The sequence below is a fragment of the Blastococcus deserti genome, from assembly GCF_042682525.1.
GTDB classification, from domain to species: Bacteria; Actinomycetota; Actinomycetes; order Mycobacteriales; family Geodermatophilaceae; genus Blastococcus_B; species Blastococcus_B deserti.
The window spans coordinates 104,994-118,429 of record NZ_JBHUHP010000016.1; the positions used below are offsets into that span (position 1 = coordinate 104,994).

Here is a 13,436-nt window from a genome sequence, read left to right on the forward strand (position 1 = left end):
CTGCAGCGCGGCCACCGATCGCTCGTTCCTCGCTGCGATGCTCCCAGGGCTGTCGCCAGCCGGGGGGTTCCTAGACTGAGGCACATGGCTCCCGACATCGCGACCTCGGCCACCCCTGCCCCGGGAGCGACCATCGGCGTACCGGAGAAGCCGTCGCTCGACGGGCTCGAGGAGAAGTGGGTCGAGCGCTGGGCCGCCGACGACACCTACGCCTTCGACCGGGCCGCCGCGCTGGACCCGGCGACGCCGCGGGAGCGGATCCACTCGATCGACACTCCCCCGCCGACCGCCAGCGGCTCGCTGCACGTGGGGCACGTCTTCAGCTACACCCACACCGACTTCGTCGCCCGCTACCAGCGGATGCGCGGCAAGCACGTCTTCTACCCGATGGGCTGGGACGACAACGGCCTGCCCACCGAGCGGCGGGTGCAGAACTACTACGGCGTCCGGTGCGACCCGTCGCTGCACTACGACGCGTCGTTCCAGCCGCCGGCCAAGCCCGGCAAGGAGCAGGTGCCGGTCTCGCGGCGCAACTTCGTCGAGCTGTGCATGCAGCTCACGGAGGAGGACGAGGCGGAGTTCGAGAAGCTGTGGCGCCGCGTCGGCCTGTCCGTGGACTGGACCAACGTCTACCGGACGATCTCGGAGACCTCGCGCGCCACGGCCCAGCGGATGTTCCTGCGCAACCTGGCCCGCGGTGAGGCCTACGCGCAGGAGGCGCCGACGCTCTGGGACGTCACCTTCCGGACCGCCGTCGCCCAGGCGGAGCTCGAGGACCGGGAGCGCCCGGGCGCCTACCACCGGATCTCGTTCCACTCGGCGGACGGCCCCGTCTTCATCGAGACCACCCGCCCCGAGCTCATCCCCGCCTGCGTCGCCCTCGTCGCCCACCCCGACGACGACCGGTACAAGCCGCTGTTCGGGACGACGGTGCGGACGCCGCTGTTCGACGTCGAGGTGCCGGTCGTCGCGCACCGCCTCGCGGAGCCGGACAAGGGGTCGGGCATCGCGATGATCTGCACCTTCGGCGACCTCAACGACGTCACCTGGTGGCGGGAGCTGCAGCTGCCGACCCGGGCGATCGTCGGCTGGGACGGCCGGCTCCTCGCCGACCCGCCGGCCGACGTCCCCGCCGAGCCGTACGCCGAGCTCGCCGGCAAGACCGTCTTCAGCGCCCAGCAGCGGATCGTGGAGCTGCTCCGCGAGTCCGGCGACCTGCACGGCGACCCGACGCCGATCACCCACCCGGTCAAGTTCTACGAGAAGGGCGAGCGCCCGCTCGAGATCGTCACCACCCGGCAGTGGTACATCCGCAACGGTGGCCGGGACGCCGACCTGCGCGAGGCCCTCCTCTCCCGCGGCCGGGAGATCCAGTGGGTGCCCGAGCACATGCGCCACCGGTACGAGAACTGGGTCGAGGGCCTCAACGGCGACTGGCTGATCAGCCGGCAGCGGTTCTTCGGCGTCCCCTTCCCGGTCTGGTACCGGCTGGACGCCCAGGGCGAGCCCGACCACACCGACCCGCTGCTGGCGCCGGACTCCGCGCTCCCGGTGGACCCCTCCTCCGACGTCCCGGACGGCTACACGGAGGACCAGCGCGGGAAGCCCGGCGGCTTCATCGGCGACCCCGACGTCATGGACACCTGGGCGACGTCGTCCCTGTCACCGCAGGTGGCGTCGGGCTGGGACACCGACCCCGAGCTGTTCGCGGCCGTGTTCCCGATGGACCAGCGCCCTCAGGCCCACGACATCATCCGGACCTGGCTGTTCTCCACCGTCGTCCGCGCGCACTTCGAGCACGGCACCGTGCCGTGGTCCCACGCCACGATCTCCGGCTTCGTGGTCGACCCCGACCGCAAGAAGATGTCCAAGTCCAAGGGCAACGCCACCACGCCGATCGACGTGCTCGAGCGCTACGGCACCGACGCCGTGCGCTGGCGCGCCGCGGGCGCGCGCCCGGGTGCGGACTCGCCGTTCGACGAGGCGCAGATGAAGGTCGGCCGGCGGCTGGCCATGAAGATCCTCAACGTCGGCAAGTTCGTCCTCGGGCTCGGCGCCGGGTCGGTCGACCTGACCTCGGCCGCGGAGAGGATCACCGAGCCCATCGACCGCGGCCTGCTGACCTCCCTGGCCACCGTGGTCGACGAGGCCACGGCCGCGATGGACGCCTACAACTACACCCGCGCGCTCGAGGTCGCCGAGACCTTCTTCTGGTCGTTCTGCGACGACTACGTCGAGCTGGTGAAGTCGCGGGCCTACCGGTCCGACGCCGCCGCCGAGTCGGCCCAGGCCACCCTCGCCCTGGCCCTCGCGGTGCAACTGCGGCTGTTCGCCCCCGTGCTGCCGTTCGTGACCGAGGAGGTCTGGTCCTGGTGGCGGCCGGGGTCGGTGCACCGCGCGCCGTGGCCGGTCGCGTCGGAGCTGCCCGCCGACGGCGACCCCGACGTGGTGACGGCCACCGCCGAGGCCCTCGCCGGGGTCCGCAAGGCCAAGTCCGACGCGAAGGTGTCCATGCGGGCCGACGTGGAGTCCGCCACGGTGACCGCTCCGGCGGCGCAGGTGCCGCTGCTCGAGGCGGCCCGCGCCGACCTGGTCGACGCCGGCCGGATCGCCGCCCTGTCGATCGAGGCGGGCGAGGCCCCGCTGAACGTCGCCGTCGTCCTCGCGCCGGTCGCCGAGGCCTGAGCGTGTGCGCCGACGCCCCGATCTCCGCCTAGGAACGGGGCGTCAGCGCACTCCGTCCAGCCCCATGAGCCTGCGACGGGCGGTGTAGGCCGAGCGGATGTCGCGCCGGCAGCCGTCCGGCGCCGAGGTCAGCCGGCGGTGACCGAAGCGCAGGGTCTGCCAACCGATCGTCGCCAGCAGAGCATCGCGGCGGATGTCCTTCTCCCGTTGGCTGCGTGAGCCGTGCCAGGCGGCGCCGTCCATCTCGACCGCCAACAGCACCTGTTCGCACGCGGCATCCAGGATGAAGCGCTCCCCGGCCACCTCGACCCGGTGCTGCAGGGTGAACGCCGGCATCCCCGGGCCTCGCAGCACGTTGAGGCAGCCCCAGATCTCGAGCTCGCTGCGGCAGCCGTCCGCCAGGAGACCGACGAGCTGCCCGAGCGCCCCGCGGCTGCGCAGGCAGGGGCGCCGCTCCACCTCGGCGGAGAGCTGCCGCGGCAGGCACAGCCGACGACGGACGGCCTCGATGGCGGCAGCCCGCACCTCGGCGCGGGACAGCCCGCCGGGAGCGCCCCAGGTATCGACGACGGCCCGTTCCACGCAGGACACGGGCAGCCCGTCGACCCGGCGGAGAGTGTCGGCCAGGGCACGCGTCCGGTGCAGGACGACGCCCGCGGTCCCGCGACCGCTCCGGGTGTGCTCGACCGAGAGATGGATCGGACCACCGGGTGGAGCGAGGTCCCAGAGCGCGAGGGCGGACCGATGGCTCACCACGCCGCCGGTTGCATGCACTGCAGCTTCGACTCTGGTCCGCCAGTCACTCATGACGCCGGGCAGGGCGTAGATCCCGGGCTGGACCCGTTGCAATCGACCGGATGCGACCCAGCGGGTCACCGCCTTCCGGTCGACCCGGGCGGTCAGCGACTCCCAACTGGTCCAACCGTCCCGACCGACTACAGCAGCGAGATCATGAGCCACCTGGCGAGCGTGTCGATCGAGCTGGTCTGTTGGGCCGGTCGCGGCCGATCTGTGGATGGCTACGGCCCGGTGTGTGCGCGCAAGCCCCGTTCCAGGCGCTGGAAGGGGGCGTCATCGCACACTTTCAGGCCTCACAACGCGAACGAGCCCGCCCCCGGCAGTCGGGGACGGGCTCGTCAGCGAAGCGTCAGGCGGACTTCTCGCGGCGCTCGCGGGTGGGCTTGCGCGGCACGATGGTCGGGTTCACGTGCTCCAGCACGACCTCCTTGGTGATCACCACGGAGGCGACGTCGTCCCGGCTGGGGACGTCGTACATCACCGACTGCAGCACCTCCTCCATGATCGCGCGGAGCCCGCGGGCGCCGGTGCCGCGGAGGATGGCCTGGTCGGCGATGGCCTCGAGGGCGTCGTCGGTGAACTCCAGGTCGACCCCGTCCAGCTCGAACAGCTTGCGGTACTGGCGGACCAGGGCGTTCTTCGGCTCGGTGAGGATGTTGATCAGCGCCTCGCGGTCGAGCTTCTGCACGCTCGTGATGACCGGCAGACGACCGATGAACTCGGGGATCATGCCGAACTTGAGCAGGTCCTCGGGCATGACCTCGGCGAAGGCGTTGGCCTCCTCGATCTCCTTCTTGCCGCGCACCTCGGCGCCGAAGCCGATCCCCTGCTTGCTGGTGCGCGCCTCGATGACCTTCTCCAGGCCGGCGAACGCGCCACCCACGATGAACAGCACGTTCGTCGTGTCGATCTGGATGAACTCCTGGTGCGGGTGCTTGCGGCCACCCTGCGGGGGCACCGACGCCGTCGTCCCCTCGAGGATCTTGAGCAGCGCCTGCTGGACGCCCTCACCGGAGACGTCGCGGGTGATCGACGGGTTCTCGCTCTTGCGGGCGATCTTGTCGACCTCGTCGATGTAGATGATGCCGGTCTCGGCGCGCTTGACGTCGTAGTCGGCGGCCTGGATGAGCTTGAGCAGGATGTTCTCGACGTCCTCACCGACGTAGCCGGCCTCGGTCAGCGCGGTGGCGTCGGCGATCGCGAAGGGGACGTTGAGCATCCGCGCGAGGGTCTGCGCCAGGTGCGTCTTGCCGCACCCGGTCGGGCCCATCAGCAGGATGTTGGACTTGGCCAGCTCGACCGAGTCGTCGCGGGAGGCGCGGTCGCCGCCGGCCTGGATCCGCTTGTAGTGGTTGTAGACGGCGACCGAGAGCGTCCGCTTGGCCTGGTCCTGGCCGATCACGTACTGCTCGAGGAAGTCGTGGATCTCCTTGGGCTTGGGCAGCTCGTCGAACTTCAGGTCCGAGGACTCGGAGAGCTCTTCCTCGATGATCTCGTTGCACAGGTCGATGCACTCGTCGCAGATGTAGACCCCGGGGCCCGCGATGAGCTTCTTGACCTGCTTCTGGCTCTTCCCGCAGAACGAGCACTTGAGCAGGTCACCGCTCTCACCGATTCGTGCCACCTGCTGACCTCCACCTGTGAATCGCTGACCCTGGTCCCAGGAGCCTGCGGATTGATTCTTGCTGCTCGGCCCCTGCTCGGCCTCATGTTTCCGGGCTGTCCCCGAGGAATTCCTCCCGGCGCTGCCGGCCGGGGATCGGGCGCCCGGTGACCGTAACCCCAGCTGCCGACGTCGCCGGGCAATGACTCACCCGGTTCCGGCGACCGCCCCACTTCTGTCCCGCGGATGCCCTCCGCCCCTCGGTTCCCGACCCCGTCGACGGTACGGGTCGGGGCCGCGCATGTCGCGGCCTCGACCCGTGCCGAACGGGTCAGGCGGGAAGGGCGTTGAGCTTGCGGCTCTGGATCACCGCGTCGACGATCCCGTACTCCTTGGCCTCCGGGGCCGTGAGGATCTTGTCGCGGTCGATGTCGGTGCGGACCTGGTCGACCGACCGGCCGGTGTGCCGGGCCAGGATCTCCTCCATCTGGCTGCGCACCCGCTGGATCTCGGCGGCGTGAATCTCCAGGTCCGACACCTGGCCACCGGCCTCGCCGGACGGCTGGTGGATGAGCACCCGGGAGTACGGCAGCGCCAGCCGCTTGCCCGGCGTCCCGGCCGCGAGCAGGACGGCGGCGGCGGAGGCGGCCTGGCCCATGCAGACGGTCTGGATGTCGGGACGGACGAACATCATCGTGTCGTAGATCGCCATCAGCGAGGTGAACGAGCCACCGGGCGAGTTGATGTAGATCGTGATGTCGCGGTCGGGGTCGGCCGACTCGAGCGTGATCAGCTGCGCCATGACGTCGTTGGCGGACGCGTCGTCGATCTGCACGCCGAGGAAGATGATCCGTTCCTCGAACAGCTTGTTGTAGGGGTTGGACTCCTTCATGCCGTAGCTGGTCCGCTCCACGAAGGAGGGCAGCACGTACCGGCTGGAGGGCATCTCGAAGCTCATGGGGGTCAGTTCCTCCGAACCGTCAGTTGTCCGTGACCGGGTTCTCGGTGCCGGTCATCGTGGCGCGGCTGACCACGTGGTCGACCATGCCGTACTCGAGCGCCTCCTGGGCCGTGAACCAGCGGTCGCGGTCGGAGTCCTTCTCGATCTGCTCGATGGGCTGGCCGGTGTGGTGCGACTGCAGCTCGTTGAGCTCGCGCTTGGTGCGGCGGAACAGGTCTGCCTGGATGGCGATGTCGGCCGCCGTGCCGCCGACGCCGGCGGACGGCTGATGCATCATGATCCGCGCGTGCGGCAGGGCGTAGCGCTTGCCCGCGGTGCCGGCGGTGAGCAGGAACTGGCCCATCGAGGCGGCCAGGCCCATGCCGTAGGTGGCGACGTCGCAGTCGATGAACTGCATCGTGTCGTAGATCGCCATGCCGGCGCTCACGGAGCCACCGGGCGAGTTGATGTACAGGTGGATGTCGCGCTTGGGGTCCTCGGCGGACAGCAGCAGCATCTGGGCCGCCAGCTGGTTGGCGATGACGTCGTCGACCTGGCTGCCCAGGAAGATGATGCGCTCGCGCAGCAGGCGCTCGTAGACCGAGTCGTTGAGGTTCATCCCTCCGGCTGCGGCGCGCATCAGCGGCGAGCCCGCCAGGGTGGGGTCGGTAATGCTCACGGGTGCGGTGACCTCCGTAGAACTGTCTGAGCAGTCGGTCTCGGTGGGTGGTTCGGGCTTGAGCGGCGCTCCGGGGGGCGGTACCCCCTGGCGGTCGCCTGAGTCCTGTCGACCCTAACGCGCGCCCCCGACGACACAGTCCTCGTCGGGGCAGTGTTCGCCGACGGCGCAGCGCGCCGGCCGGCCAACGGACGACGCCGCCCCGCCCGGGGTCGGGCGGGACGGCGTCGGCGTCACGGGTGCTCGCGAGTTCAGGGCTTGGGTGCGTCCTCCGACTCTTCGGCGTCCTCGGCCTCCGCCTCGGCGGGGGCCGACTCGGCGGCCGGCTGCGGGGCCCGGACGGTCTGCGGGCGCAGCGCCTCGAGGTCGACGACGTTGCCCGACGCGTCGGTGATCGTCGTCTCCTCCAGCAGCTGGGCCAGCGTCTTGGTGCGGCGGACGTCGGCGACGAACTCGGCGATGTTGCCGCTCTGCTGCAGCTGCTGGGCGTACTGCTCCGGGCTCATCCGGCTGCGCTGGGCCTGCGCCATGATCTGCGCAGAGAGGTCGTCGTTGTCGACGGTGACCTCACGGGCGTCGGCGATCGCGTCGAGGATGAACTGGGTCTTCACCGCCTGCTCGACGTTCTTGCGCTGCTCGGCGTCGTACTCCTCGCGGGACTGGCCGCCGGAGATCTGCAGGAAGCTGTCCCAGTCCATGCCGGCCTGCTGCAGCTCCTGCTCGAAGGCGCGGTTGCGCCACTCGATCTCGCGCTCCACGAGGTTCTCCGGGACGGGCACCTCGATGGTCTCGATCAGGTGCTCGACGATCTTGTCCCGGGCCTGCGCGCCCTGGCTCAGCGCCTTGGTGCGGGCCAGCCGCTTGCGGACGTCCTCGCGGAGCTCGGCCAGGGTGTCGAACTCGCTCGCGGTCTGCGCGAACTCGTCGTCGAGCTCCGGGAGGTCCTTGGTCTTGACCGAGCGGACGGTGACGGTCACCTCGGCGTCCTGGCCGGCGTTGGGGCCCGACAGCAGGGCGGTGGTGAAGGTCCTCGACTCGCCGGCGGACAGCCCGCGGACGGCGTCGTCCAGGCCCTCCATGAGGTTGCCGGAGCCGACCTCGTACGACATGCCGGTGGTCGAGCCGTCCTCCAGCACCTCGCCGTCCAGCTTGGCCTCGAGGTCGATGGAGACGAAGTCGCCGTCCTCGGCGGGGCGCTCGACGCCGGTGAGCATGCCGAAGCGCTCCCGCATGACGTCGATCTGCTTGTCGATCTCCTCGTCCGTGACCTCGACGTCGTCGACGGTGACGGCGAGGTTGTCGAGCGGGGGCAGCTCCAGCTGCGGAGCGACGTCGACCTCGGCGGTGAAGGCGAGGGTGTCGTTGTCATCGAGGCGGGTCACCTCGACCTCGGGCTGGCCGAGGACGCGGACCTGGTTCTCGCGGACGACCTCGGAGTAGATCTCCGGGATGGCGTGCTGGATGACCTGCTCGAGGACGACGGGGCGCCCGATCCGCTGGTCGAGCACCCGGTTGGGCACCTTGCCCGGGCGGAAGCCCGGCACGCGCACCTGCTTGCCGAGCTCCTTGTAGACCTCACCGAAGGCGTGGTCCAGGTCCCCCCAGGGCACCTCGATCGCCATCCGGACCCGCGTGGGGCCCAGTTCCTCGATGGTGCTCTTCACAGCGGCAGTGCTCCTCGGATTGCGGGCAGACGGGCGCCGACGGGCATGGACGGCGCGAGATCGCCCACGAGTCTAGAGACGTCGCGGGCAGCGGTTCAGGTGACGTCGGGGTGGCGGGATTTGAACCCACGGCCCCCCGCTCCCAAAGCGGGTGCGCTACCAAGCTGCGCCACACCCCGTGGCCGCCCGAGTCTAGGCGCCCCTCGTCAGAGGCCCCGCGGCGGAAGCCCCTCGGTGGGGCTCAGCGGGAGACGGGGGGACGACGGTCGGCCCATGGCGCCGCCTCCTCCAGCGCCGCCGCGACCCGGACCAGCACGTCCTCCCGGCCGTAGGCGGCGACCAGCTGCACGCCGACGGGGAGGCCGTCGTCGGTCCAGTGCAGCGGCAGGCTGACGGCCGGCTGGCCGGTCACGTTGAACTGGGCCGTGTACGGCATGAAGCTGTCGATGCGCCGGCCCTCCCGCTCCGGCCCGTCGGCGGTGAACCAGCCCAGTTCGGGCGGCGGGGCGCCCACGGTCGGGGTCACCAGCAGGTCGAAGCCCTGGCCGCCGTCCTCGACGGGTGCCCACCAGGCTGCCATCCGGCGGGTCCACCGACCGAGCACGTGCCGGGCGCCGAGGTACTCCTCGGCGGTCATCCGCTTCCCGACCGCCCGGTGCGCGACATTGCGCGGCTCGAGCTCGTCATCGCGGATCGGCCGGCCGAGGACCCGCTCGAAAGCCGAGATGGTCAAGGCGGTGTCGGCGGAGATGGTCCTGGAGAAGAAGCGCCCGAACTGCGGGTCGAACATCGCGTCGGGGGTGCCCGGCTCGACGTGGCAGCCGAGCTCCTCCAGCAGCTGCCCCGCCCGCTCCACCGCGGCGCGGCACTGCGGGTGGTCCAGATAGCGCTCCCCCGGGTCGACGTCGAGGACGCCGACGCGCAGCAGCCCCACGGGGGCGCCGACCTCGTCGACCAGTGGACGGAGGAACGGCGGGGCGATGTACGGGTCCCCCGGCATCGGTCGACCGATGGCGTCGAGGACGGCCGCGGTGTCGCGCACCGAGCGGGTGACCACCCCGTCGATCGTGGCCCCGGCCCAGCTCTCGGCGACGTCGGGGCCCTGGCTCACCCGGGCGCGGGTGGGCTTGAGCCCGACCAGCCCGCACTCGCTCGCCGGGATGCGGATGGACCCGCCGCCGTCACTGGCGTGCGCGACCGGCACGAGGCCCGCGGCCACAGCCGCAGCCGAGCCGCCGCTGGACCCTCCCGTCGAGCGCCGGACGTCGTAAGGGTTGCGCGCCGGGCCGTTCGCCTCCGGCTCGGTGGTGACCGTGGTCCCGAGCTCCGGCACGTTGGTCCGGCCGAGAGGAACGAAGCCGGCGGAGCGGAACTGCCGAGCCAGGTAGCTCTCGGTCGGCCAGCACCATGCGGCCTCCCGGAGGAAGGAGGTGCCGTAGTGGGTCGACTCGCCGCCGAGGTGGCACCCCATGTCCTTGAGCAGCATCGGGACGCCGCGGAAGGGGCCGTCCGGCAACCCGGCCGCCGCCTCGTCGCGGGCTGCGTGGAAACGCTCCCGGACGACGGCGTTGAGCTGCGGGTTCAGCCGCTCGATGCGCTCGATCGCGGCCTCGACGAGCTCCTTGGCGCTGGCCTGCCCGGTGCGCACGAGCTCGGCCTGAGCGGTGGCGTCCATCCACGTGGCGTCGGTCACACGGCGGACCGTAGCAAGCCCGTCGGCGAGGTCCGTGCCGCAGCGAGCCGGCGGGAGAGCGCGGCGCCGGAGCGGGTCCGCGGGAGTCCCGCGAGGGGTCGAACCGCCGTTAGCCTGGACCATCCTGCGGCGAGTGAGGGGTGCCGTGGACCGTACGGGTGAGGGTGCCGGAGCCGCGACTAAACCCGATGAGCTGCGGGTCCGGCTGTTCGGCGGCGTGCACGTCGACGGCGTGCCGCCCGCCGACCTGGGCACCCGCAAGGCCCGCACGCTGCTCGGGGTACTGGCCGCCGCCGACGGCCGGAGCGTCCCCCTCGAGCGGCTCACCGCCGCGGTGTGGCCGGAGCATCTCCCCGCACGCCCGGTCGACCAGCTGGGCGTGCTGGTCAGCCGGCTGCGCCGGGCGATCGGCCCGGAACGGATCCGCCGCGTGGGGGCGGGGTACGCGCTGGACGGCGTCCGGACCGATCTGGCCGAGTTCGCCCGGCACGCCGACGAGGCGGAGGCCGCGCTCGCCGCCGGGAGCCCTGCGCGGGCCCTGGCCCGGGCGCGCACGGCCCTGGACCTCGCCGACGGCGAGCTGCTGCTCGGGGAGAGCGGGGAGTGGGTCGACGGGGAACGGCGTGCCGCCGCGCGCCGGTGCATGCGGCTGCGGCTGGTGCTCGCCGAGGCGGCGGTCGTCACCGGCGAGCCCCGGCGCGCGGTGGCAGCGGCCCAGGAGGTGCTCGACGCCGACCCCTACGACGAGGAGGCCCTCCGGGTCCTCATGCGGGCCCAGGCCGCGGCCGGCAAGCGGGCGGCGGCGCTCGCCGCATTCGCCGAGCTGCGGGCGAGGCTCGCCGGGGAGCTCGGCACCGACCCGGCCGCGGCGACCGCCGAGCTGCACGCGCGCCTGCTGCGGGGAGAGCCGGCCCCTCCGGTCCTCGCGAGCCCGGGAACGGTCCCCGCGGGCCGGGGACCCGAGCTCGCCCGGCTCGCGGCGCGGCTGCAGGACGCCGCCGCCGGGGCCACGTGCGTGGTCGTCGTCCGCGGGGAACCGGGGATCGGCAAGACCGTCCTGCTCGACGCCTTCCTCGCCGCCGCCGCCCCGTCGGCCTGCGTGCTCCACGGCCACTGCGACATCCTCGGCCGGGACCTTCCGCTGCAGCCCCTGCTCGACGGGCTGGAGGTGCTCCTCCGCGGCCTCGACCAGAGCTCCGCGTCGGCGGTCCTGGCAGCCGACGCCGCGGCCGTCGCGCCACTGCTCGGCCGGGTGGACGACGCCCTGCCCCCCACCGAGCCGGTCACCGTGCCCGTTCCCAGCGACGCCGGCCATGCCCGGGCCCAGCTGTTCGCCGCGCTGCTCCGGGTGCTGCGGCGCGCCGCGGGAGAACGGCCGCTGGTCGTCGCTGTCGACGACCTGCACATGGCCGGCCCCAGCACGCTGGAGTGGCTGCGCTTCGCCGCCCGCCGCGGCGAGCGGCTGCTCGTCGTCGGCACCACCCGGCCGGTGCCGATCGATCTTCCGGACGGCGCCGAGCACCTCGATCTGGGACCGCTGGACCTCGCCGCGGTGGCCGAGATCGTGGGCGAGGAGCGGGCACCGCGGCTGTGGAAGCGCTCCGGCGGCAGCCCGCTGCTCCTGCAGGCGCTCGCGGCGAGCGAGGACGACGGCCCGCTCCCGGGCACCGTGCGCGACGCCGTCGAGCCGGTCCTCGCCGCGCTGGGGCCGGCCGGTCCCACGGTGCGCTCGGCCGCCGTGCTGGGACCGGAGGTGGATCTCGAGCTGCTAGCCGACGTGACGGAGATGCCGGCGGGCGCGGTGCTGGATCACCTGGAGGCGGGGTTGCGACTCCGGCTGCTCACCGACCGCGGTGGCCGCCTCCGCTTCACCCACGAGCCGGTGCGGGAGGTCGCGGCGACCGCCGCCGGCGCGGCCCGCGCCGCGTTCCTGCACCGCCGCGCCGCCACCGTGCTGGCCGCCCGGGGCCGATCCGACCCCCTCAGGGTCGCCTGGCACGCCCGCCTCGGCGGCGACGCCCGCCTCGCCTCCGCGCAGCTGGTGCGTGCCGCCCGCCTCGCCGTCGCACGCAGCGACCTCGCCGCCGCGGAACGGCTCCTCGACCAGGCCGCCGCGCTGGACGCGAGCGCGGAGGTGCACCTGGTGCGGGCCGACGTCCTGCTCCGCCGCGACGACCTCTCCGGCGCCGGGGCGGCGGCGGAGACGGCGATCGCCGCCGGGGCCGGCGCTGCCGGCTACGAGCTGGCCGGCTGGACCGCCTACTACCAGCGCGACCACGGGAGGGCACTGCGGTTCGCCGCGCTGGGCGCCGGCCATGCCGGGGACGCCGACGCCCGCGCGGCCTGTGCCGCGCTCGCCGGCCGCATCCGGCACTCGCGCGGCGACCTGACGGCGGCCGAGGAGGACCTCACCGCGGCCCTCGCGGCCGCCCCCGGCAGCCGGGACGGGATGCAGCGGGTGTGGCTCGCGGCCCTGCGGGCGCACCAGGGCCGGCCGGCCGAGGCGCTGGAGCTGACGGAGCAGGCGCTGGTCGACCCGGCCGGGATCCGGCACCCGTACGCCGCCGGGCACGGGCACTTCGCGCAGGCCTACGCGCTGGGCATGCTCGGCCGCCCGCTCCACGCTCTGGCGAGCCTCGACGCCGCCGACCGGGCAGCCGATCGAGGGATCCCGGGGATGCAGCGGATGGCCGCGGTCATCCACAACATGCGCGGCTGGGTGCTGCGCGGGCTGGGCGAGCTCGAAGCCGCGGACGACCAGCACGCCGCCGCGCTGGCGTGGACGGACTTCCCCGGGTTGCCCGAGCCGCACGCGCAGGCGGGGTTGGACCTCGTGGAGAGCGCGCTGCTGGCCGGGGACGCCGACGAGGCCCGTGCCCGGCTGGCCCAGGCACGGCTGCAGCCGGCCGACCACGGGACGATGGTGTGGCACCAGCGCGAGCGGCACGCCCTGCTGACCGCCCGGATCGCCCTGCTGGACGGGCGGTTCGGGGACGCCGAGGAAGCCGCGGCCGGCGTGCTCGCCGGTGGTACGCCGGGCAGCCGCCGGCACGAGCTGGTCGCGCGGGTACTGCTCGCGGCCGCCCGGGACGCCGCCGGCGACCCCGTCGACCCCGCACAGGTGGAGCCGGTGCTGGCCTCGCTGGACCAGGTCGCCGGTCTGGAGTCGTGGCGCTGGACGGCCCTGGCGGGGCGGTACCTGGCGGTGCCCCGGTGGGCGGATCTCGCCGAGCGTCGGGTTGTCGCGCTGGCCGTGAGGGCCGGGGAGCACCGGGATGCGCTGTGCAGGTTCGCCGACCGGTGGCTCGCCGCGCCGACCGCGTGAGCCGATGCGGGGGCGTGCACGCCCGTGCGACCGGCCTGCGGTGCGGCCG

At 73.0% G+C, this 13,436-nt stretch carries 8 protein-coding genes, 1 tRNA gene and 1 pseudogene; 2 read left to right on the top strand and 8 right to left on the bottom strand.

What is annotated here, in order from left to right; genetic code table 11:
• Positions 1-84 precede the first annotated feature (84 nt).
• A complete protein-coding gene (gene valS / locus ACFSHS_RS16165; RefSeq protein WP_376878301.1) occupies positions 85-2,685 on the top strand; it encodes a valine--tRNA ligase in 2,601 nt (866 codons plus the stop codon).
• A 42-nt stretch (positions 2,686-2,727) separates the two neighbouring features.
• Here valS and ACFSHS_RS16170 read toward each other — a convergent pair whose 3' ends face one another.
• The 8 genes and pseudogenes from ACFSHS_RS16170 to ACFSHS_RS16205 all read right to left on the bottom strand — a co-directional run bounded on the left by ACFSHS_RS16170 (position 2,728) and on the right by ACFSHS_RS16205 (position 10,062).
• Positions 2,728-3,438, bottom strand: coding sequence for an endonuclease domain-containing protein (locus tag ACFSHS_RS16170; protein ID WP_376878781.1), 711 nt, complete (start codon positions 3,436-3,438; stop codon positions 2,728-2,730).
• Positions 3,439-3,510: 72 nt separating this feature from the next.
• Positions 3,511-3,645, bottom strand: a pseudogene (locus ACFSHS_RS16175) (DUF559 domain-containing protein); the annotation flags it as partial.
• 187 nt (positions 3,646-3,832) lie between these two features.
• Positions 3,833-5,107 (bottom strand): ATP-dependent Clp protease ATP-binding subunit ClpX, encoded by a 1,275-nt coding sequence (gene clpX / locus ACFSHS_RS16180; RefSeq protein ID WP_376878304.1) that lies wholly within the window; start codon positions 5,105-5,107, stop codon positions 3,833-3,835.
• A gap of 310 nt (positions 5,108-5,417) precedes the next feature.
• Positions 5,418-6,044, bottom strand: a complete 627-nt coding sequence (locus ACFSHS_RS16185; protein WP_376878307.1) for an ATP-dependent Clp protease proteolytic subunit — start codon at positions 6,042-6,044, stop codon at positions 5,418-5,420.
• Between the two features lie 22 nt (positions 6,045-6,066).
• A complete protein-coding gene (locus ACFSHS_RS16190; protein WP_376878309.1) occupies positions 6,067-6,705 on the bottom strand; it encodes an ATP-dependent Clp protease proteolytic subunit in 639 nt (212 codons plus the stop codon).
• A gap of 251 nt (positions 6,706-6,956) precedes the next feature.
• Positions 6,957-8,369: a trigger factor gene (gene tig / locus ACFSHS_RS16195; protein WP_376878312.1), complete on the bottom strand. Its 1,413-nt coding sequence runs from the start codon at positions 8,367-8,369 to the stop codon at positions 6,957-6,959.
• Positions 8,370-8,474: 105 nt separating this feature from the next.
• A tRNA-Pro gene (locus ACFSHS_RS16200) sits at positions 8,475-8,548 on the bottom strand.
• A gap of 62 nt (positions 8,549-8,610) precedes the next feature.
• A complete protein-coding gene (locus ACFSHS_RS16205; RefSeq protein ID WP_376878315.1) occupies positions 8,611-10,062 on the bottom strand; it encodes an amidase in 1,452 nt (483 codons plus the stop codon).
• 145 nt (positions 10,063-10,207) lie between these two features.
• Between ACFSHS_RS16205 and ACFSHS_RS16210 the strand changes: the two genes are divergently transcribed.
• On the top strand, positions 10,208-13,387 hold the full coding sequence (locus ACFSHS_RS16210) for an ATP-binding protein (RefSeq protein ID WP_376878318.1): 3,180 nt from the start codon (positions 10,208-10,210) through the stop codon (positions 13,385-13,387).
• Positions 13,388-13,436 lie beyond the last annotated feature (49 nt).